This is a genomic window from Lederbergia panacisoli (assembly GCF_024626525.1).
GTDB classification, from domain to species: domain Bacteria; phylum Bacillota; class Bacilli; order Bacillales; family Bacillaceae_C; genus Lederbergia; species Lederbergia panacisoli.
This window is the reverse complement of sequence record NZ_JANJGU010000013.1, coordinates 37,225-58,220: the sequence shown is the minus strand read 5'-3', so window position 1 is coordinate 58,220 and position 20,996 is coordinate 37,225. Positions and strand designations below refer to the sequence as shown.

At 35.4% G+C, this 20,996-nt stretch carries 14 protein-coding genes; all 14 read left to right on the top strand.

Annotated features, from left to right (window positions below):
• Nucleotides 1-108: 108 nt before the first annotated feature.
• The 14 genes from NQ185_RS15555 (at nt 109) to NQ185_RS15490 (ending at nt 20,725) form a co-directional block, all read left to right on the top strand.
• Nucleotides 109-1,902 carry a sensor histidine kinase gene (locus NQ185_RS15555; protein WP_257582907.1) on the top strand — a complete coding sequence of 598 codons (1,794 nt, stop codon included), beginning with the start codon at nt 109-111 and terminating at the stop codon, nt 1,900-1,902.
• Nucleotides 1,880-3,469, top strand: coding sequence for a response regulator transcription factor (locus NQ185_RS15550; RefSeq protein WP_257582906.1), 1,590 nt, complete (start codon nt 1,880-1,882; stop codon nt 3,467-3,469). The genes NQ185_RS15555 and NQ185_RS15550 overlap by 23 nt, the downstream gene beginning before the upstream one ends.
• Nucleotides 3,470-3,523: 54 nt before the next feature.
• Nucleotides 3,524-4,861 (top strand): ABC transporter substrate-binding protein, encoded by a 1,338-nt coding sequence (locus NQ185_RS15545; protein WP_257582905.1) that lies wholly within the window; start codon nt 3,524-3,526, stop codon nt 4,859-4,861.
• 313 nt (nt 4,862-5,174) lie between these two features.
• Entirely contained in the window at nt 5,175-6,140 is a 966-nt protein-coding gene (locus NQ185_RS15540) for an ABC transporter permease (protein WP_257582904.1), read from the top strand.
• A gap of 16 nt (nt 6,141-6,156) precedes the next feature.
• The gene (locus tag NQ185_RS15535) at nt 6,157-7,062 is read left to right on the top strand and encodes a carbohydrate ABC transporter permease (RefSeq protein ID WP_257582903.1); all 906 of its coding nucleotides are present in this window, start codon (nt 6,157-6,159) and stop codon (nt 7,060-7,062) included.
• Nucleotides 7,063-7,133: 71 nt separating this feature from the next.
• The gene (locus NQ185_RS15530) at nt 7,134-8,684 is read left to right on the top strand and encodes an ABC transporter substrate-binding protein (RefSeq protein WP_373370820.1); all 1,551 of its coding nucleotides are present in this window, start codon (nt 7,134-7,136) and stop codon (nt 8,682-8,684) included.
• 20 nt (nt 8,685-8,704) lie between these two features.
• Nucleotides 8,705-10,141, top strand: a complete 1,437-nt coding sequence (locus NQ185_RS15525; protein ID WP_257582947.1) for a glycoside hydrolase family 32 protein — start codon at nt 8,705-8,707, stop codon at nt 10,139-10,141.
• 67 nt (nt 10,142-10,208) lie between these two features.
• Nucleotides 10,209-11,186 (top strand): carbohydrate kinase family protein, encoded by a 978-nt coding sequence (locus NQ185_RS15520; RefSeq protein ID WP_257582901.1) that lies wholly within the window; start codon nt 10,209-10,211, stop codon nt 11,184-11,186.
• Nucleotides 11,187-11,231: 45 nt separating this feature from the next.
• Nucleotides 11,232-12,782, top strand: a complete 1,551-nt coding sequence (locus tag NQ185_RS15515) for a glycoside hydrolase family 32 protein (protein ID WP_257582899.1) — start codon at nt 11,232-11,234, stop codon at nt 12,780-12,782.
• 746 nt (nt 12,783-13,528) lie between these two features.
• Complete coding sequence (locus tag NQ185_RS15510; RefSeq protein WP_257582898.1) at nt 13,529-14,692, top strand: MFS transporter; 1,164 nt, start codon at nt 13,529-13,531, stop codon at nt 14,690-14,692.
• Nucleotides 14,693-14,746: 54 nt separating this feature from the next.
• On the top strand, nt 14,747-16,354 hold the full coding sequence (locus tag NQ185_RS15505; protein ID WP_257582897.1) for an extracellular solute-binding protein: 1,608 nt from the start codon (nt 14,747-14,749) through the stop codon (nt 16,352-16,354).
• Between the two features lie 70 nt (nt 16,355-16,424).
• Nucleotides 16,425-17,438, top strand: coding sequence for a zinc-binding alcohol dehydrogenase family protein (locus NQ185_RS15500; RefSeq protein ID WP_257582896.1), 1,014 nt, complete (start codon nt 16,425-16,427; stop codon nt 17,436-17,438).
• 156 nt (nt 17,439-17,594) lie between these two features.
• The gene (locus NQ185_RS15495) at nt 17,595-18,773 is read left to right on the top strand and encodes a sn-glycerol-1-phosphate dehydrogenase (RefSeq protein ID WP_257582895.1); all 1,179 of its coding nucleotides are present in this window, start codon (nt 17,595-17,597) and stop codon (nt 18,771-18,773) included.
• Between the two features lie 41 nt (nt 18,774-18,814).
• Nucleotides 18,815-20,725: a glycoside hydrolase family 127 protein gene (locus NQ185_RS15490; protein ID WP_257582894.1), complete on the top strand. Its 1,911-nt coding sequence runs from the start codon at nt 18,815-18,817 to the stop codon at nt 20,723-20,725.
• Nucleotides 20,726-20,996: the final 271 nt, after the last annotated feature.

Sequence of the window (20,996 nt, the reverse complement as noted above, 5' to 3'; positions counted from 1 at the left end):
TTGAAAAATACTATTTTTGTCATGGTCGCTATTTAATCATATGGTGAGCTATAAAAGATAATTGTTGGCTTATAAGTAAAAATGCCTTCCCTTTTAGGAGGAGATAATATGCTATATTCACTAAGGAATCGCTTTTTAATTATATTTACTTGTCTATTAACAATTCCGTTTGTTATTTTATCTTTAATCATTCCTGCTTGGTTTATGTCCTATATTAAAGACCAGACTCAACAATTAACAATAGAAAAGATGGAACAGTATTCTTTTTATGTGGAGTCAATCACTGCACAAGCACAAGATATTGGTAAGCAAGTCCTTTATAATCAAACAACTCAGGATTGGATCAAAATGGAAGCAGAGGGTAGTAACGTATCTAAAGAAGAAAAATTATTAATGAAAAATAAACTGAATACTTTTCTTTCTAGCATTAGGATAAATAACTCATATAATATGTATATTTCAGTGTTTTTAAATAAAGACTTGATAGATTTGCAAAATAAAGAACCTTATATAGCAGATTGGTATATAGATTATCTGAAAAATGAACAATCATTTCCTAAATCTCATAAGGAGCACAAATCTTCAAGCGGTCCTTATATTAATAGTTTTATTATCCCGCTTTTCAACATAAATACATTAATTGAGAGCGGTATTATTAAGGTGAATTTCCCTTCCTCATTGTTTGAATCAGCAATTAATAACATTTCAGTTGGGAATAAAGGAAACGCATATTTGATTGATAGTCAAGGGTCTAATGTTTTACATGGAAAAATAAATACACCTAACAAAGTGCTTAGCCAAGCCTTATTCAAAATATTAAATAACCCTGATCAAAAAGGCGGCTTAACAGAAACATCTTATGATAAGGATAATTACTTTATTTTTTTTCAAAAGTTACCTATAGGAAACTGGGTTCTGATTAGTGAGGTAAAAGAATCAGATTTATTTTCGAAAGTAAATCATTTAAAACGCAACTTACTGTTTATTAGTGCTATGGTTTTTCTTTTGACTATAATTTCTTCTTTTTTACTATCATCAAATATAACAGGTCCTTTGGAGAAACTCACAAAGGGAATGAGTTATATTGAACGTGGGGACTTTTCAGACGCAAAAAAATATATGTCAACTATTAAATCCCATGATTATGAGGTTGATTACTTGATAAAGGTGTTTGCCCATACCATTGACCAATTAAAAAAACTCATTGAAACCGAGTATGAATCAAATATTAGGCGTAAAGATGCGGAATACAAAGCTCTATTGCTTCAGATAAACCCTCACTTTCTTAATAATACTCTTGAAATTGTTGGTGGATTAGCTGCTCAAGGTAAAAATAAAGAAGTAATGAAGATTAGCGTTTATTTGGGACGAATGATGAGATATTCCTTAGATACAAAACGTAATCTTGCTCCATTAGGAGAAGAACTAAACTATATTCGAAGTTACACCGATATACTAAAACTTCGGTATGAAAATAATATAATAATAAAAATAGAAGAAGATCAGAATGCGAGTCAATTCCCAATCATTAAGTTTATATTACAGCCCCTAGTTGAAAATGCAGTGAAATATAGTTTTCTAGAGAAGAATATTGCTGAAATTTATATAAGTATTCAAAAAGTTAAAGATAAAGTCTTTATTATTGTAGAAGATAAAGGAATTGGGATGTCCGACGAAGTCATTAAAAACTTACCAAAACATGGCCAAAATAATGAATCAAATAATGTATTAGAGAGTAAAGGAAGTAGTATTGGCTTGAAGAATGTAATTGGACGATTAATGATCTACTATGGTCAAAATTTTTTCTACCAGATTGAAACAAAAAAAGGTATTGGAACAAAAGTTATTTTATGTATTCATTTAAAAGAGGATGATACAGATGTTGAAGGTAATTATTACTGATGATGAGATACAAATTCTTAAAGGCTTAAAAATGAAGGTGGACTGGGAACAAGAAGGATTTCAAATTGTAGGAGAAGCACTTAATGGGCAAGAAACATTAGATTTTTTGCAAACAAAAGAGATAGATATAGTGATCACAGATATTAGAATGCCTGTTATGGATGGGATGGAATTGGCTAAGCGTTGTCATGAGGATTACCCAGATATAAAGGTAATCGTATTATCAGGTTACTCTGAATTTGAGTATGTACGCCATTCGATGCAGGAAGGGGTTAAGGATTATATATTAAAGCCTGTTGACCCAGACGAACTTTTGGAGACGCTAAGAAAAGTACGGATGGAGATTGAGGAAGAGAAAAGAAAAGAAAAAGAGACTGCCCGTATTCGATGGGTTGCAAATAGTCGTATTCAAGAAGTACAAGAACAATATATTCTTCATATAGCAACAGGTGAACTGTTAGAATTTCATATGATTCAAGACAGGCTATTGCAGTTACAATTAGATCATCTTGCAAATGATGATATTAATGTCATTTTTCTAACTGTAGAGGTAAGAGAAGGAAATGAGGATATTTCCTATTTAAAGAGTCGATGGCTTCCCTTTCAAATGTTATGCAAAGAATTAGCGACATATTATCCAGGAACCTATTACTTTAATAATCCTAGTTACAGAAATCTAGTTCATTTTATGCAAATAATTGAACCAGAACAAGAAAATTTGGTTACCCATTTTATAAGAGATTTTCAGATAAAGGTGAAAACCTTATTGAAATTGGAAACGGTTATTGGAGTAGGTAGTGTTGTTACCGGTCTAGTTAATTTTAAATCTGGTTATATTTCAAGTCTTTATTCATGGGGGCAAAGTAAGCTGGGACCTATGTCGCAAGTAATTGATGAAAAGCAACTTCAAAAAGAGGTATTGCAAATATCTGAAGATATTGAAAAGAAATTGACGATTGCAATTGAAGGTCTAGATATAGAGATGTTTAAATCAACCCTTGAGTCAGTAACGGGGGTAGAAAATCAATCCATATTTTCATTTTATTTTGTTGCTAATAGAGTTTTAATTCTTGTAAGCTCCTTTACAAAAAAATATGACATAGAAACAAGAGAAATCCAAAAAACAATTTGGGATTGTCAACAAAGTATTTCAGGGCTTGATGCACCTCAAAAAGTAATTGCCTATCTTGTTGAATTGGCTCTCATTATAATAGAAAAGATTCGCTTAACACGTTTTTCTAACGGAAAGATAATGATTGATAGCATACAACATTATTTGGATGTCCATTATGCAAATGAAATTTCATTAACTTTATTATCGAAGACTTTTCATATAAATAGTTCCTATTTATCTGAGATATTTAAAAGTCATGTTGGGCAAAATTTTAGTGAGTATCTTGTTGAGTTACGAATGAAGAAAGCAAAAAAGTTCCTTGAGGATCGGGAGCTTAAGGTAATTGATGTAGCAAATTTAGTTGGTTTCTTAAGTTCGGGTTATTTTAGTACAGTATTTAAAAAACAATTTGGACAAACTCCAGTGGAATATCGTGATCAACTGATAAAGTAATATATTTGTTGTGAGATATGGAATATCTGTAAAAAACTGAAAGAAGGAAAGTAGATGAAAAAAGGGTCTATTCTTATTATTCCAACACTGATTTCTATAAGTATTATAGGTGCTGTTTTTATTTTCATTAATCAGTTTTTCGGTCAGCAGACAGAGAAAAAGGATACAACAGATAGCGTTGAAAAAAAAATTGAATTAACATTTTGGAGGAATTCAGGCAATCAATCGGAAAATAAGGCGTATGAAGAATTAGTTTCAAAATTTCAAATGTCTAATCCGAGTATTAAAATTAATATGGAATCTATTCCTTACGGTGACTATGAAGTGAGATTGCGCACCGAATTTGCTGCGGGATCTCCTCCGGATATTATGACGATAGATAGTCCCAACTTGGGATTGTATGCAAATGCAGGTTCATTATTATCTATAAATGATTATATGAAAGAAGAAGGGGGAATTTTTGATTTTCCTAAATCAACAATTAGCGGTATGAGCTTTAATAACGAAATTTATCTTGCTCCAATCGTAGAATCTAGTATTGCCTTATTTTATAACAAAAAAATATTTAAAGAGGCGGGTATCCCTTTACCCTCTAAAGATCCGAATAACCCTATGACGTGGGATGAAGTGTTAGAAATAGCCAAGCAATTACATAATCCTGATGAAGGAATTTATGCTATTGATCCAGCCCAAGGTTTTGGTGATGGCGAAGGTCCTGCCTATTTTAAAATTCCATTGTTGTGGCAGTTTGGTGGGGATGTATTAAGTCCTGATGGATTAACGGCAAAAGGATATTTAGATTCCCTTGAATCTCTGAAGGCACTACAGTTTTACCAAGAATTATATAATAAGTATAATATAGCGGAAGTAGAATTACCTCCGGAGTCATTTGAAACAGGACAACTTGCAATGACTGTTCTTGGCTCTTGGGTTTTAGAAGACTTGAAAAAAAATTATCCAGATTTTATTTTAGGTGAAGATTTTGATGTTGCTCCCTTACCAAAAGGAGTTAAGCAATTAGCCCCTAATGGGGGTTGGGCTTTAGGAATATCCGCCAAAACTAAGTATCCTGAAGAAGCATGGAAATTTGTTAAATACATTACAAGTTATGAAGGGGTAAAAACTTACGTTAGTTTTACAGGAGACCTTCCTGCAAGGCAATCAGTTGCTAAAGAATTTCCAGAATTAAATGAGTACCCCAAAAATATCTTTCTACAACAATCACAAAAGTTCTCGAAAAACAGGCCAGTTTCTCCTGTATATCCGGTAATAAGTGAGACAATAAAAGTATTGTTTGAGGACGTGGGAATTGGAAACAAAGATGTAAAAAAATCAGCCGAGGAAGCTGTAAAGAAAATTGATTCTAGTATCTCGAAAATATCGAAGCCCTAAATAAAGAGAAATTGGAATTAAAATTAATTTAGGATTTTACTAATTTCTAACATAATATTTCATTATTAAAATCGAATCTTTTTAATGCTTTACAAAGCATTAAAAAGATTTTTTTATTTGTTGCACTATAGATACCAAAAATATTAAACGTGTTGACCCAATAATATTGAAATAGTTCTGTAAAATCATCTGCTATATTATTTTACAGGTAACGTGTTTGTAACTAATACGTTTCATTACTTTGTTTGAAAGCAGGTAGATAACAAAAAAACTAACTAAATAGACATACAGAATCAATGAAGGAGGAAAATTCATGGAAAAGGCATTGGGCTCTGCATCAGATAAAACTAATATAATTGCAAAAAAAAATAAGAAAAAGCAAAGCTTCTTACAGTATTTCAAAAATAATTATATATTATATCTGTTTCTAGCACCCGCAGTTATATCAGTCTTTATCTTTAATTATGTGCCGATGTACGGAGTGCTAATCGCATTTCAAGATTTTAGTGTGACAAAAGGGATATGGGAGAGTGATTGGGCTGGGCTTTCTCATTTTACCGGTTTCCTAACTTCTCCTAATTTCCTGCAAATCTTTTCAAATACAATAAAACTTAGTGTATATGGTCTCATTATTGGATTTCCTGTTCCTGTTATTTTGGCAATTATGTTAAACCAGGTTAGACGAGCAGGTATTAAAAAAAATATTCAATTAATCATTTATGCACCTAATTTTATTTCGACGGTTGTCATAGTGGGTATGATCTTTATCTTTTTATCACCTGCTGGTCCTATTAATGGAATTATTACTGCATTTATGGGCAAGCCAATCTCATTTATGTCGGATCCAGAATATTTCCGGACTATTTTTATTGCATCGGGTATATGGCAAGGAGCAGGATTTTCTTCAATTGTTTATGTAGCGGCGCTTTCGAATACTGACCCTCAACTACATGATGCAGCAACAATTGATGGCGCATCACTTTTGCAAAGAATATGGCACATTGATGTCCAAACTCTTAAACCCGTAATGGCTGTATTATTTATTTTAGCCATTGGAGGCATTATGGGTGTAGGTTTTGAAAAGGCATACTTGCTCCAAACAGTTAGGAATATCCCAACATCTGAAGTTATTGATACTTATGTTTATAAAAGGGGTTTATTAGCAGGTGATTGGTCGTTTGGAGCGGCAGTTGGTTTGTTTAATACGATTATCGGTTTAATACTATTAGTCACTGCAAACCAGGTTGTTAAGAAATTGAAAGGAGAGACCCTTTATTAAGGAAGGAGGTAGCAAGTTGAGAAAAAAAAATTATAGAAACCAAATAATTAATAATTCAAAAACAGATAGATTCATACTTTTAATCAATAAAATTTTATTAAGCATAATCGTGATTGTTGTTATAGTTCCTCTATTGTATGTATTACTTGGTTCTTTTTTACAGCCCAATATTTTATTGACAAAAGGTATATCACTGAATCCTGACCATTGGACCCTTGATGGCTATATACGTATTTTTCAAGATGGCTCAATTATAAGGGGTTTTTTAAACTCCATTTTTTATGCAGTTGGGTTCACTTTCGTGTCTATCACATTTACAGTTTTAGCTGGTTATTCATTATCAATTGACAATTTAGTCGGCAAGAAATTCTTCACCATCTTTTTTCTCTTTACAATGTTTTTTAACGGTGGAATGATTCCTTCATATTTGGTTATTAGATCGTTAGGTTTACTTAATACACCATGGGCGATCATTTTACCAGGAGCAGTTAGTGTATGGAATATTGTTTTGACTAGAACATATTTTAAAGGGTTGCCAAACGAGCTAAAAGAGGCGGCAAAGATAGATGGAGCATCAGATTTAATGATTTTTATAAAAATTATTCTACCATTATCAAAGCCTATTATTTTTGTAATCGCTCTTTTTGCTTTCATCGGACAGTGGAACGCTTATTTCCAAGCTATGATATATCTTGATGATCGTTCACTATATCCGTTGCAGTTGGTTCTCCGTGAAATCTTAATCCAAAATGAAGTACAACCTGGAATGATTGCGGATCAACTTGCAAGGGCTGAGATGCAAAGGATTGCTGAAATGATTAAATACTCATCCATAGTTATAGCAAGTCTTCCATTATTAATTATGTATCCTTTCTTCCAAAAGTATTTTGAGAAAGGTGTAATGGTTGGTTCATTAAAATAAATTTAAATGAGGGCTTAAAATTGAAAAAGACAATTAAGGTAATTTCTACAATTTTGTTAGTAAGTATTTTAATGTTAGTGGGATGTGGTAAAAAATCCGAACAAACATGGTCTGATGATTATGGTTTATCGAACATTAAATTTCCGCTAGAAGAAAAGGTATCATTGAAAATCATGACGTCTAGTTCTCCTTTAGCACCTGATAATCCTAATGAGAAGTTGATCTTTGAACGTTTAGAAGAAAAAACAGGTGTTCATATCGATTGGTTAAACTTTGTAGGCGATACATTTGGTGAAAGAAGGAATTTGGCTATGGCTACTGGTGAAATGCCAGATGCTATTATGAATGCTGGATTCAGTGATTATGAATTATTGAACTATGCAAAAGACGAAGCAATCATTCCACTAAATGATTTGATTGATAAGTACATGCCAAATTTACAAAAAGTACTCGATGAAGCACCTCAGTATAGAGCTATGATGACGGCTCCGGATGGAAACATATACTCATTCCCATGGATTGAGGAATTAGGGGAAGGCAAAGAAAGTATTCACTCTGTTGATAACTTCCCTTGGATAAATGTGAAATGGCTCGATGAATTAGGGCTGGAAATGCCGACAACTACTGATGAATTAAAAGAAGTGTTAATTGCATTTAAAGAAAATGATCCTGCTGGTGATGGGCAGACAATCCCAATGTCATTCATCATTAATGATGGTGGACAAGATCCCGGCTTTTTATTTGGCTCTTTTGGATTAGGAGACAACTGGGACCGCACCGTTGTAACAAATGATGGAGAAGTAAAGCTAACGGCTGCTGATGAAGGCTACGTAAATGCAATCAAATTTATGAATGAGTTATATGAAGAAGGACTTATTGATATTGAGGCATTTGAACATGATTGGCCGACGTATGTTGCCAAAGGTCAAGAAGGCCGATATGGTTTATATTTTACGTGGGATAAAGGAAATATTACGGGTATGGATGACACATATGATTTAATGCGCCCTTTATATGGTCCAGATGATCATATTAATGTGACACGAACTAATGGAATGGGATTTGATCGTTCTAGAATGGTCATTACCAGTGCAAATAAAAACTTAGAATTAACAGCTAAGTGGATTGATCAACTCTATGATCCTCATCAATCCGTCCAAGATAACTGGGGAACGTATGGCGATGAGGAAATTCAAAATATTTTTGAATGGGATGATAGTGCCCAAATGTTAAAACATCTTCCTTTAGAGGGCACGGCGCCTGTTGAATTGAGGGAAAAGACTTCTGTAGGCGGTCCTTTAGCAATATTAGATAGCTATTATGGCACAAAAACTACAAAACCTGATGATGCGGCTTGGCGATTGGATCTGATGAAGAAAGTGATGGTTCCTTATATGTCAGCTGATAATATTTATCCAAGAGTATTTTTTAATAAGGATGAACTAGATAAACTTTCTAAGATTGAAGCTGACTTTTATCCTTATATTAATCGAAAAAGAGCAGAATGGATTACAAATGGAAAAGTAGAAGATGAATGGGAAGATTATTTAGAGGAACTTGATCGTTTAGGTTTTAAAGAGTGGTTAGAAATCAAACAAGCTGGCTACGATCGCTCAAAATAAGGGAGGTTAGTAGATTGACAATGATTGATTTAGAAAAATATAGACCCAAGCTTCACTTTGCTCCTGAAAAAAATTGGATGAATGATCCAAATGGTATGGTTTATTTTAAAGATGAATATCATTTATTCTATCAACATAATCCTAATGATAGTATATGGGGGCCTATGCATTGGGGACACGCTGTCAGTAAGGATTTAATTAAATGGGAGAACTTGGATATTGCGCTCTATCCCGATGAACATGGTACTATTTTTTCCGGAAGTGCCGTTGTAGATTGGAATAATTCAACTGGTTTTTTTCCAGATGAACCTGGGATTGTTGCTATTTTTACTCACCATAAAGATGAGACTAAAGGGAAGCCAGCAGTTCAAACTCAAAGTTTAGCCTATAGTCATGATCAAGGAAGAACTTGGATTAAGTATGAAGGAAATCCTGTTCTTGGTCATGAATCAAAAGTAGATTTTAGAGATCCTAAAGTGATTTGGCACCAAGATAGTGAAAAATGGATCATGGTGTTAGCGACGGGTCTAACTATATCCTTTTATTCTTCACCCAATTTAATTGATTGGAAATTTGAAAGTGAATTTGGAGATAATAATGGCTCCCATGACGGAGTTTGGGAATGTCCTGATCTGTTCAAATTGAAAATAGAAAATACTAATGAAGAAAAATGGGTTCTATTTGTGAGTATTGGAGATAATCCAAAACTTGATGAGGGATCACGAACGCAATATTTTATCGGGACGTTTGATGGTTCAACATTTTTACCTGAGCATGATGATATTAGATGGTTAGATTTTGGAAGGGATAATTATGCAGGTGTGAGTTTTTCAGATATTCCTATAGAAGATGGCCGACAAATTTATTTAGGGTGGATGAGTAATTGGCGCTATGCAAACCAAGTCCCTACAGAAGGTTGGAGAAGTCAAATGACTCTTCCTCGAACACTCACCCTTCGAAAAACAAATAAGGGATATAAGGTTATCCAAAACCTTGTTAAAGAATTAGATGCTTATTTTTCTGAACGCAAGGAAATAAATGAGGAAATAACAAACCAAACAATACATGTTGAAGCAGAAGGGGACTACGTAGATATTCTATTAAATATTGAGAATATAGATGCCTCTACCTATGGTTTTACTTTGCAACATACTGAAAATCAATATACAACAGTCACTTTTGATGTAAATGAAAATAAATTAATATTAGATAGACATGCATCAGGCAATGTGCAATTCTCAGATATGTTTGTAAATAAACAGGTCGTCAACATAAATAATTTAGAAAAAGTACAATTACGTACGATAATTGACTCTTCCTCTATTGAACTACTTGTAAATGAAGGGGAATATGCTTTGACTAGTTTAGTCTATCCAGATCGTCCTTGTGAAAGAGTTTCTTTGTTTGCCTCTGAGGGAAAAATAATAGTAAAAAACAGTTATATATCAGTGCCCTAAAAGATAAGGGGGAAGCAGTTAATTACTTGTTTCCCTCTTTTTTTTACAGAAAGAAGGAGATGAAAATATGAATCACAACTCATCAGTTATTTGTATCGGAGAATTATTAATAGACTTTTACTGTACAGATATAGGGAATGATCTATTAAATGGTAGTAACTTTGAGAAACAAGCGGGAGGAGCACCTGCAAATGTGTGTGCAACAATTGCTAGATTAGGTGGTAATGCGTTATTTGCCGGAAAGGTAGGCAATGATCCTTTTGGCCACTTTCTTAAAAATACGCTAGATTCAGAAAAAGTTGATACATCCATGTTGCAATTAGATAAGAATTATCCAACCACACTTGCATTTGTTTCTTTAAAGGAAAATGGTGAAAGAGACTTCGTTTTTAATCGTGGAGCGGATGCCTTTTTATTAGATGATGAGATAAATTATGAGAAATTGAAAAATGCATCAATCCTTCATTTTGGATCTGCTACCGCTTTATTAAGTGATCCATTCCAATCAACTTATTTAAACACAATGAAGTTTGCTCAGGAAGAAGGAAAGCTAATATCCTTCGATCCTAATTTCCGAAAAGATCTCTGGGGCGGCCACCAAAATGAATTTGTAAACCTTGTCAAAAAATGTTTATCTATTGCTAATTTTGTCAAAGTGAGCGATGAAGAATTAAGTATTATCTCTAGTGAAAAGAACATATCAAAAGGTGTGGAGTTTTTCCACAATTTAGGTGTTAAAGCTTTAGCAGTTACATTAGGAAAAGATGGAACTCTAATTTCAAACGGAAATCAGGAAGAAATAATTCCAAGTATCAATGTGAATTCTATTGATTCAACTGGCGCAGGGGATGCTTTTGTCGGTGCGATGTTGTTTCAACTAGCTAAGGAAACGGAACCTGAACTAATATTAAATGATTTTTCTAAAATGAAAGAAATCACAACTATGAGTAATAAAGTCGGAGCACTAGTTTGTACTAAAATTGGAGCAATTACCTCCATACCAACAATTGATGAGGTTATTAATATTAAGCATATTATTCTGTAAAAATTACTTGATGGCATTGCACTTTTCATAGGGGGTTTTCAGACAATGAAAAAGATTTATTCAATTATAGGATTGTGTATTTTAATTATAGGTGTGAGTCTTTCTATACTTTTTATAAATACCGCTAAGTCTAAAAGTTATTATACAGAAGACTATCGCCCACAATATCACTTTACACCTGAAGAAAATTGGATGAATGATCCCAATGGTATGGTTTATTACAAAGGGGAGTATCATCTATTTTATCAGCATAATCCACATGATAATAAGTGGGGACCCATGTATTGGGGTCATGCAGTTAGCAAAGATATGATATCTTGGGAGCACTTCCCAATTGCTTTAGAACCGGATGATTTAGGAACTATTTTCTCAGGTAGTGCTGTTGTAGATTGGAATGATACCTCGGGATTCTTTGATGGTGATGAGGGTTTAGTTGCTATTTTTACACATAATGGTGATGGTCAAAAACAAAGCATTGCTTATAGTAAAGATAAAGGTAGAACATGGAAAACGTATGAAGGCAATCCGGTAATTCCAAGTGACCCTGAGATTAAAGATTTTAGGGATCCGAAAGTATTTTGGCATGAAAAAACGAATAAATGGGTAATGGTTTTAGCAGCCGGGAAAAAAATAATGTTTTATGGGTCACCCAATTTAATAGATTGGGAATATTTAAGTGAATTTGGTAACGAAGGTGCACTAGGTGGAGTATGGGAATGTCCAGATTTATTCGAATTGCCGGTGGATGGTGATCCGAATAATACGAAGTGGGTCTTAGAGGTAGATATTGGTGATGGTGCGATTGCAGGAGGATCAGGTGCCCAATATTTTATTGGTGAATTTGACGGAACCACCTTTGTAAATGATAGTGATCCAAAAAATGTTAATTGGCTAGATTATGGTGCTGACTTTTATGCTGCACAATCTTTTTCTGATATCCCCGAAAGTGATAATAGAAGAATTATGATTGCATGGATGAGTAATTGGTTATATGCCAATCAAGTACCTACTGAAAATTGGCGAGGAGGAGCTTCTTTTCCAAGAGTTATGGAATTGAAAACAACCATAGATAACCAAATTAAACTTTTTCAAAGGCCAATAGATGAAATCCAATCAATTGTTGGTGAAGAAATATTAAAAATCGAAAACAAAGTGATAAGTAGTTCAGATGCTTCAAACCTATTATCGGAAATTGAAGCAGATTTATATTTATTGAATGTGGAAATAGAATTAGATAAACCAGCAGATTTTGGTTTTAAAATAAGAAAATCATCAGAGAATGATGGAGAAACTACTTTAGGGTATACACATTCAAAAAATGAACTATTTGTCAAAAGAATTCAAGCAAAAGTTGATTATTTCAGTCCTTATTTTAATGGTCGTCATTTTGTTGATATTGGAGAAGCTTCTACGATAAAATTAAATGTATTAGTAGATAAATCATCTATAGAAGTATTTGCCCAAGACGGTGAATTTGTTATTACGGACCTTATCTTTCCATCAGACAACGATAGAGGGCTTGAATTTTTTATTGAAGGTAATGAAGTATTGATCCGTCATCTTGAAATACATGAACTAAAAACGACATGGAGATAAAGAAGGTATTGATAGGCATACACTTTATAAATTTGGACCGGATTCGATAAGATAAGCAGTAATTATACAGTTTATTGGTGATTGTTTACTTCTTTGAGCTAAAACGAAGAAGCCAGTTCTTAAACAGAATTCATTTGCTCCTTAAATAAACCTTTAAAATATTGAAGATTAATTATTAACTTCGGAAAAGATAGACTACCTCATCAATCATACTTAAAGGTAGTCTATTTTTTCATGTCAACCCGCTACTCCTAAAATCCTTATATCCAAATTCTTGCACTACTTCAACACCTTCATCAACAGTAATTTAAAACAGTAGCAGCCAAATTAACTCCTTTCAATCTATTAGTATTTATTTTCGTCATAGTATATTTTCATTCCCATATAAGGCTAATTATGAGATTCAATGGCATCAATATGCAATAAATACATGCATTATTATTGGGATTTCCAATATAATTTATGTTTATACTTGGAATGGTTATTTTATTAAAATGAGCTATATATTTTTCATTATAAATTTCCGCGATCAATTTATTCTTTAATGACAAGTTTGATGTGGGTTTCCATGCAAGTTTTTAAAATTATGGATAAGAACACAGAAGCTGATTATTCTCCCTTTCCTTATCGACTTTCTTCTGCTATCCTAAAATTAACTAAATTCAAAAAATTAAATAAACATAAATGAAGTCAGTCCCTTCCGATTGTTCGGTAAGGGGCTGACTCCTATGTATGGGGGAAAATGTATGAACAGAAAATTATTTACGTACGCCATTAATTTCACCATTTTAGTATTTGGCTTGCAAATGACGATGCTTGGCCCACTTATTGAAAAAATGTCTGATTCTTTCCATCTATCTATTGCGCAAATGGGTTCTTTCTTTTCAGTTTCTGCCGCTGGATTTACGGTGGCGATTATTTTTGGCGGCATCCTTTCGGACCGTATTGGGAAAAAGCGGGTCGTTGTCTGGTCAGGATTCGGATTTGCAACTGCACTTCTATTATTCTCTATTTCTCCGTATTTTTCACTTTCAATCGTAATGTTCTTTCTTGTAGGAGGGTTTGGGGGAGTCATCGAAAGTACACTTAGTGCCATTGTAGCAGATGTCAATCCTGGCAACGAAAGGCGCGCAGTGACTTTTACACACGTATTTTTCGGAGTTGGAGCGATTGTAGGTCCTACCTTTTCCGGTTGGTTAGTCGATTCCAATTATTCTTGGAATACTGCTTACATAGTCGCTGCAATTCTTGCTTTTACTGCAGTTATTTGGGTAACGAGATATGAATATCCTAAAGTAGAGACAGACGGGAGTTTTGATTTTTCATCATTCAAAAATATTTTAGGGAATAAAAGCTTTATCTTGCTTTGTACAGCGATTGCTCTTTATGTTGGTGTGGAAACAACAGCTTGGGGCTGGACACCAAAACATTTAACCGATTTGAATTATGATCAAACATTTGCTGGTTTTATGGTTGGGTTGCTTTGGTTTGGGATTACAATTGGAAGATTTATTTCCGCGTGGTTAGCGGAAAGATTTTCAAATAAAATTCTTGTAAGTGGTCTCTGCCTTGTTTCGATTGCGGGTCTTGTGGCTCAAGTATTTCCTTTGTTGAACTCCATCGCTCCAGTGACATTATTTTTAATGGGGCTCGGTTTTTCCGGAATATGGCCGCTCGTTGTTTCGCAGGCTGGGACGATGTTTTCATCGAAATATACTGGAACTGCTTTCGGACTCGCAGTTGCCGCAGGGGGAGTAGGAGGGATGACCATTCCGTATTTGTTCGGATTTATTGCTGAGCATGTACAAATGGGTGTTTTATTTGGAATATTATCATTGCCGCTTATTTTAATAATTTTGATTAGTTTTTCTTTAGAAAGATCTGAAAAGGTTGAAAAGTCAGCAGCGTAGACTGCCAAAACTTGGTATCATAAAAGTAGTAAATATGAAAAGAGGGGGGAAGCCGTGAAGAAGAAAATTACTGCTTTTTTAATGATAACCATTAGTGCGTTCCTGCTGGCAGGCTGTATTGGCATCGGTGTCAGTAATAAAACGAAAGTAAAACTAAATGCGATTATCGTCAAACATCCACTTACCCAAGATGTAGCCAATATGGATTGGCTAAAAGAAGCCGAGAAAAATGCCGGGGTGGAAATTGAATGGCAGGAAGTGTCCTCATCGGATTGGGAAAAAATAAAACATGAATTATTGTTCAGCGGAGAGATTCCGGATCTTATCATTGGTTCTAATGCTATAAAAGATGCTGAATTTGCCCAATATCCTGCTGTGTTTCAAGATCTAACTGAATTAATTGAAAAGCATGGTCAAAATGTTCAGCAGATGTTTCAAGATAAGCCCGAAACAAAGGTGATTGCGACTCAATTAGATGGAAAAATTTACGGTTTGCCGAAATACCAGCCTTTCGGGATGGAAACCGCGACTAGACAATTTATTAATAAACAATGGTTGGATCATTTAAACTTGGAAGTACCAACAACATGGGATGAATTATTTGCTGTTTTAGTTGCTTTTAAAGAAAGTGATGCCAATGGAAATGGCGATCCTGATGACGAAATTCCGATGGATTTTGCCCCGCTCGGAATGGGAGGCTTTGAATTTTTCACTCCTACTGTGTTGTTAGGCAGTGTCGGAATTACAATAACGAACGGTGGCGGCCAAGGGTATTTTGTGGAAGACGGTATTGTGAAAAATTTTTTCGTAGATGAACGTGCAAAAGAATTGATTACTTTTTTACATAAGTGTTGGGAAGCAGGTGTACTGACCGAAGATATCATTTCTCGTGATTATGCAACCTATCAATCCGTTGCACGCGGAAACGGAGATGCAGCAAATGTTGGTTTTACATGGGGCTGGGAGATTTCGGAGAGATTTGGCAATACACTTGCCCCACAATACGTTTCACTGCCTCCATTGCAAGTTTCGTCGAGCTCAGACAAACAGCTATCTTGGAGTTATGATTACTATGGATTGACGTATGGTACGAATATGGTGCAAATGTCCGAATCCGCTAAAGATAAAGACGCAGCCATGAAATTCATTAATGAACTATATGATCCAATTGTCAGCATGCAAGTATTATTTGGTTCCATCGGATCGAATATTTCCGATAATGGAGACGGAACGTATACGGTACTTCCACCAGAAGATCTTGGAATGGACCCCGCTACATGGAAATGGACAACGACTTGGGGCGATAATGGTCCATTATATATTCCAGAGTCATTGCAACTGACACCAAGTGCAGATTTAGAAGCCGTCATCGATCAAACAAAACCGTTGAAACCTGCACTGGATTCGATTGATAAGGAAAAAGACGTATACCCTGAGATTTTTATAAAATATAGTCCCGAAGATTACTCTGTGTTAACACAACTCAATACCGCTTTAATGAATATTTCAATGGGTGCATTTGGCAAGTGGATAACAGAAGGCGGAATGGAAGAAGAATGGGATGTTTATGTACAACAATTAGAAAGCATTGGTATTGCCAGGACAATTGATATGATGCAGAAGTATTATGATGATTATCAGCAAAATAAAATAGATTTTTAAATAGAATGAAGGGGAAGACAAATGTGGTCTTCCTCTTGTTTTTCAATAATTCCTAGGGAAGGTGAAATGGATGAAATCAATCGTATGCCATGAGTCATATCTATTTAAAATGATAAATGGTGAAAAACCTAAATGTCACCCTGGAGAGGCGCTAGTGCAAATAAAAAGAATTGGCATCTGCGGGACCGATCTCCACGCTTATAGAGGAAATCAACCATATTTTTCTTATCCTCGGATTCTTGGACATGAACTATCCGGAATTGTGGAAAAAGTGAATGGTGACAATTCCGAAATAAAAGTCGGAGATCATGTATCTGTTCTCCCTTATTTGGAATGCGGAGAATGCCCCGCTTGCCGGTCTGGTAAAACAAATTGTTGTTCAACATTATCCGTACTTGGGGTACATCAAGATGGAGGAATGAGAGAATATATCTCTGTTCCAGCAGATCATTTAATAGAAACGAATAAACTAACACTAGACGATGCAGCAATGATTGAGCCTTTAAGTATTGGGGCTCACGCAGTAAGAAGAGCGCATTTGCGCAAAGGGGAAAAAGTTCTTGTTATTGGTGCTGGGCCAATTGGATTAGCTGTGATGTCATTCGCAAAATTGGAAGGTGCAACTGTCATTGCAATGGATGTAAACAAGGAACGATTGACATTTTGCAAAGAGAATATTGGTATAGACGATGTGATTGTCGCAAATGAAGAAAGCATTACAACATTACGGAAAATGTTTAATGGAGAACTGCCAGAAACAGTCTTTGATGCGACGGGAAATGTTCATTCGATGAATTCTGCTTTTCAATATCCGGAGCAAGGCGGCAAACTTGTCTTTGTTGGTTTAGTAAATGATCAAATTACTTTTTCGGATCCTGAGTTTCATAGAAAAGAGTTGACATTATTGAGCAGTAGAAATGCAACGAAAGAAGATTTTTATTTTGTAAAGCAGTCTTTAGAAAATGGATACATTAATATAAGTAAATTTATCACACATCGCTGTAAGTTTGAAAACATGCCATCAACATTCAATGATTGGTTGAACCCGGATTCTAATGTTATTAAAGCGTTAGTAGAAATTTAGTCCGAATATGGATTGGAATGGTTATGCGTACAGGTGAAGTTATCTTTTACTTTTATTGTAAAATGACGATATGAAATTCCTTAAATAATTGAATTAATTAGCTTAAAATGATAACATGTTCGTACAAGTACTGAAGAAAAGGAGGGGTTTTTACATATGAAATTAGAAGAAATGATTGGCGAAATAGAAGCTTTAAGTACTACATGCAGCTGTGGACATGACCATCATCATATTCCGATTGAAAAGATGGTTATTAGCTCCGATGCTTTTTCAACATGCACGTCATTTCTTTTAAAAAAAAGCTTTAAGCGAGTTCTTCTCGTAGCGGATCATAACACATTTGAGGCTGCGGGGGAAAAGCTTGAAGAAACGATACGAAATGCCAATATTGAATGTTCTGTTTGCCTAATCGAACCGAATAAAATCGGCGACGTCGTAGCAGATGAAGTGTCGATTGTTCAAGCCCTCTTAGAAATGGATGAACATACTGATGCCCTTCTTGCAGTAGGCTCAGGGACACTGCATGATATTACTAGATTTTGCAGTGCTAAATCAGGAAAACCTTTTATATCAATTCCAACAGCTGCTTCCGTTGATGGTTTCACTTCCATTGGAGCTCCATTAATAATTCGTGGTGTTAAAAAGACGTTTCAAACGGTATCACCCATCGCCCTTTTTGGAGATATCGATGTTCTCGTAAATGCCCCGAAGGAGATGACAGCAGCTGGATTTGGTGACATGTTAGCGAAATATACATCTCTTGCTGACTGGAATTTTGGTAGATTCATAGCTGACGAGCCTTATTGTCCACTTGCCGCATCGATAACGAAAGAAGCTTTGGAGAATTGTGTAGATAAAGCAGATAAAATTGCTGCAGGGGACGAAGAAGGCATTCGAATTTTACTAACTTCCCTTATTCAATCAGGGCTAGCGATGCTAGTATTTGGGCAATCCCATCCTGCTTCAGGTGGAGAACACCATCTATCGCATTATTGGGAAATGGAATTTTTACAGAAAAACCGCCGTCAAGTATTGCACGGTGCAAAAGTAGGTGTCAGTTCTGTCTTACTAGCAACGCTTTATCACAAATGGTGTGAATCGGGTGAACTATTACCAAAAGCATTAAACGATCGAAGCGATAAAATTGCTGAGATCGTAGAGAGAATTCCAAATGAAGAGAAGCTAACTGCCCTCCTAAAACAAGTCGGAGGTCCAACAACGCCAGAAGAATTAAACATTAGTGGACAACTAGTTGAAAGAAGTTTAAAGGAAGCCCATTTATTGAGAGACCGTTTTACAATGTTGAAGTGTTATAACATCAAGCTCAGTCAGTAAGAAGAATTTTGCAAGAATAAAATTCAAAGGAGCTGAAAATAATGTTAAGTCAACCAAAAGTAACGGATACGTTCTGGCGCAGGTATATGGATATTGTTCGAGATGAAGTAATTCCTTATCAGTGGGAGGCTTTAAACGACCGTATTGAGGGAGCGGCGAAAAGCCATGCAATCGAAAATATTCGAATTGCAGCCGGTGTAGCCGAAGGGGAGTACCACGGATTTGTTTTTCAAGATAGTGATGTGGCGAAATGGTTGGAAGCGGTTGCGTATAGTTTAGCGACTGATCCAAATCCGGAGTTGGAAAAAATTGCGGATGAGTTGATCGCATTACTCGGAAAAGCGCAACAAGAAGATGGATATTTAAATACATATTTTACCGTAAAAGAACCTGAGGCAAGGTGGACGAATTTACGGGATCAGCATGAGCTATATTGCGCGGGTCATATGATGGAGGCAGCGGTTGCTTATTATAGAGCGACTGGTAAACGTGAATTATTGGACATTATGTGCAGGTTTGCGGATTATATTGATTCTGTTTTTGGCGTGGAAGAAGGGAAAATCCAAGGGTATGATGGACACCAAGAAATTGAGCTCGCCCTTGTGAAGCTATATGAAGTGACAGGAAACGAAAAATACTTAAAATTGAGTACGTTTTTTATAGAAGAACGCGGGAAGCAACCGCACTTTTTTGATAAAGAAAGTGAAGCGCGTGGCGACAATAATCCTTTTTGGTACTTTGGCAGTTATAAATACAGCCAATCCCATCTACCTGTGCGTGAACAAAAGGAGGCGGTTGGCCACTCTGTTCGTGCTATGTATATGTATGCAGCAATGGCAGACCTTGCTGAAAAAACAGGAGATGCCACTCTTAAGGAAGCATGTAAGACGCTGTGGGATAATGTAACGAATAAGCAAATGTACATAACAGCTGGAATTGGGTCAAGTGAGTTCGGTGAAGCATTTAGTTTTGACTATGATTTGCCTAATGATCTTTCTTACACGGAAACATGCGCTTCAATTGGATTAGTATTTTGGGCAAGGCGAATGCTGAACCTGGAAGTGAATTCTTCATATGCAGACGTGATGGAAAGAGCGCTATATAATGGAACGATTAGCGGAATGGAACTTGATGGGAAAAAGTTTTTTTACGTAAATCCGCTTGAAGTCTGGCCGGAAGCTTGTTCTCGGCATGAAAAAAGACATGTAAAACCGGTTCGGCAAAAGTGGTTTAACTGTGCTTGCTGTCCGCCGAATCTTGCTAGGTTAATTGCTTCAAACGGCCAATATATTTATACAGAGCGTAATAATGAGATTTTCGTAAATTTATATATGGGGAACGAAGCATCATTTGAGTTTAATGGAAAAAAAGTAAATATTGTTCAAAAAACAGAGTATCCGTGGGATGGCGCTGTATTGATTTCTGTTTCACCTGAAGCAGCTACCGAGTTTACGGTCGCCTTAAGAATTCCAGGTTGGTGCAGAAAAGCAGATTTAAAAGTAAACGGAGAAAATGTAGCAGTTGAAAATACTGTTAATGGATATATGTATTTGACGCGCACCTGGAATCCGGATGATCAAATAGAATTAAAATTTGACATGCCGGTGGAACGAATGAAAGCCCATCCGCGTGTAAGGGAGAATGCGGGAAAAACTGCTTTGCAAAGAGGCCCAATCGTTTATTGCATAGAAGAAGTAGACAATGGAGCGAACTTACCGAATATCTCTTTGCCACAAAATGCTAGATTAGAAGCATATTTTGATGGGGATCTTTTAGGAGGGGTTGTGGTCATTCAAGCAGAGGCCGCTAGATTGGAAGAATCGCATTGGGGGCAAGCTTTATATAAAGCAGCAGAAGAGAAATATCAATCTCATACATTAAAAGCTGTTCCATATTTTGCTTGGTGTAATCGCAAGCCAGGTGAAATGCTTGTTTGGCTTAATGAGAATTAAGTCTTGATATCAAAGGCTGTACCCTTGAATTTAAAATGTAAGTATTTTAGATTAAGGTGCAGCCTTTATATAAATGTAAAATACTTGTAAAATCACATTGACGTTTGGATTCATCAATAATATGATAAAGTTATGCGAAAACTGACATAATTTTATGACTAAAGTATGATATTCATTAATTCATTGTAAAAAATACATTGTAAGCGCTGACTTCATAGGTTTCGTGCGTTAAAAGGGGTGGTCATCTAAGCATGTGGGGGTAAGCATCCAG

What these genes read in the sequence shown, in the direction of transcription:
- NQ185_RS15490 (WP_257582894.1), top strand. Translation starts at nt 18,815, where the DNA reads ATGTTAAGTCAACCAAAAGTAACGGATACGTTCTGGCGCAGGTATATG.
- NQ185_RS15540 (WP_257582904.1), top strand. Translation starts at nt 5,175, where the DNA reads ATGGAAAAGGCATTGGGCTCTGCATCAGATAAAACTAATATAATTGCA.
- NQ185_RS15545 (WP_257582905.1), top strand. Translation starts at nt 3,524, where the DNA reads ATGAAAAAAGGGTCTATTCTTATTATTCCAACACTGATTTCTATAAGT.
- NQ185_RS15550 (WP_257582906.1), top strand. Translation starts at nt 1,880, where the DNA reads ATGTTGAAGGTAATTATTACTGATGATGAGATACAAATTCTTAAAGGC.
- NQ185_RS15520 (WP_257582901.1), top strand. Translation starts at nt 10,209, where the DNA reads ATGAATCACAACTCATCAGTTATTTGTATCGGAGAATTATTAATAGAC.
- NQ185_RS15530 (WP_373370820.1), top strand. Translation starts at nt 7,134, where the DNA reads ATGTTAGTGGGATGTGGTAAAAAATCCGAACAAACATGGTCTGATGAT.
- NQ185_RS15510 (WP_257582898.1), top strand. Translation starts at nt 13,529, where the DNA reads ATGAACAGAAAATTATTTACGTACGCCATTAATTTCACCATTTTAGTA.
- NQ185_RS15525 (WP_257582947.1), top strand. Translation starts at nt 8,705, where the DNA reads ATGATTGATTTAGAAAAATATAGACCCAAGCTTCACTTTGCTCCTGAA.
- NQ185_RS15515 (WP_257582899.1), top strand. Translation starts at nt 11,232, where the DNA reads ATGAAAAAGATTTATTCAATTATAGGATTGTGTATTTTAATTATAGGT.
- NQ185_RS15500 (WP_257582896.1), top strand. Translation starts at nt 16,425, where the DNA reads ATGAAATCAATCGTATGCCATGAGTCATATCTATTTAAAATGATAAAT.
- NQ185_RS15495 (WP_257582895.1), top strand. Translation starts at nt 17,595, where the DNA reads ATGAAATTAGAAGAAATGATTGGCGAAATAGAAGCTTTAAGTACTACA.
- NQ185_RS15555 (WP_257582907.1), top strand. Translation starts at nt 109, where the DNA reads ATGCTATATTCACTAAGGAATCGCTTTTTAATTATATTTACTTGTCTA.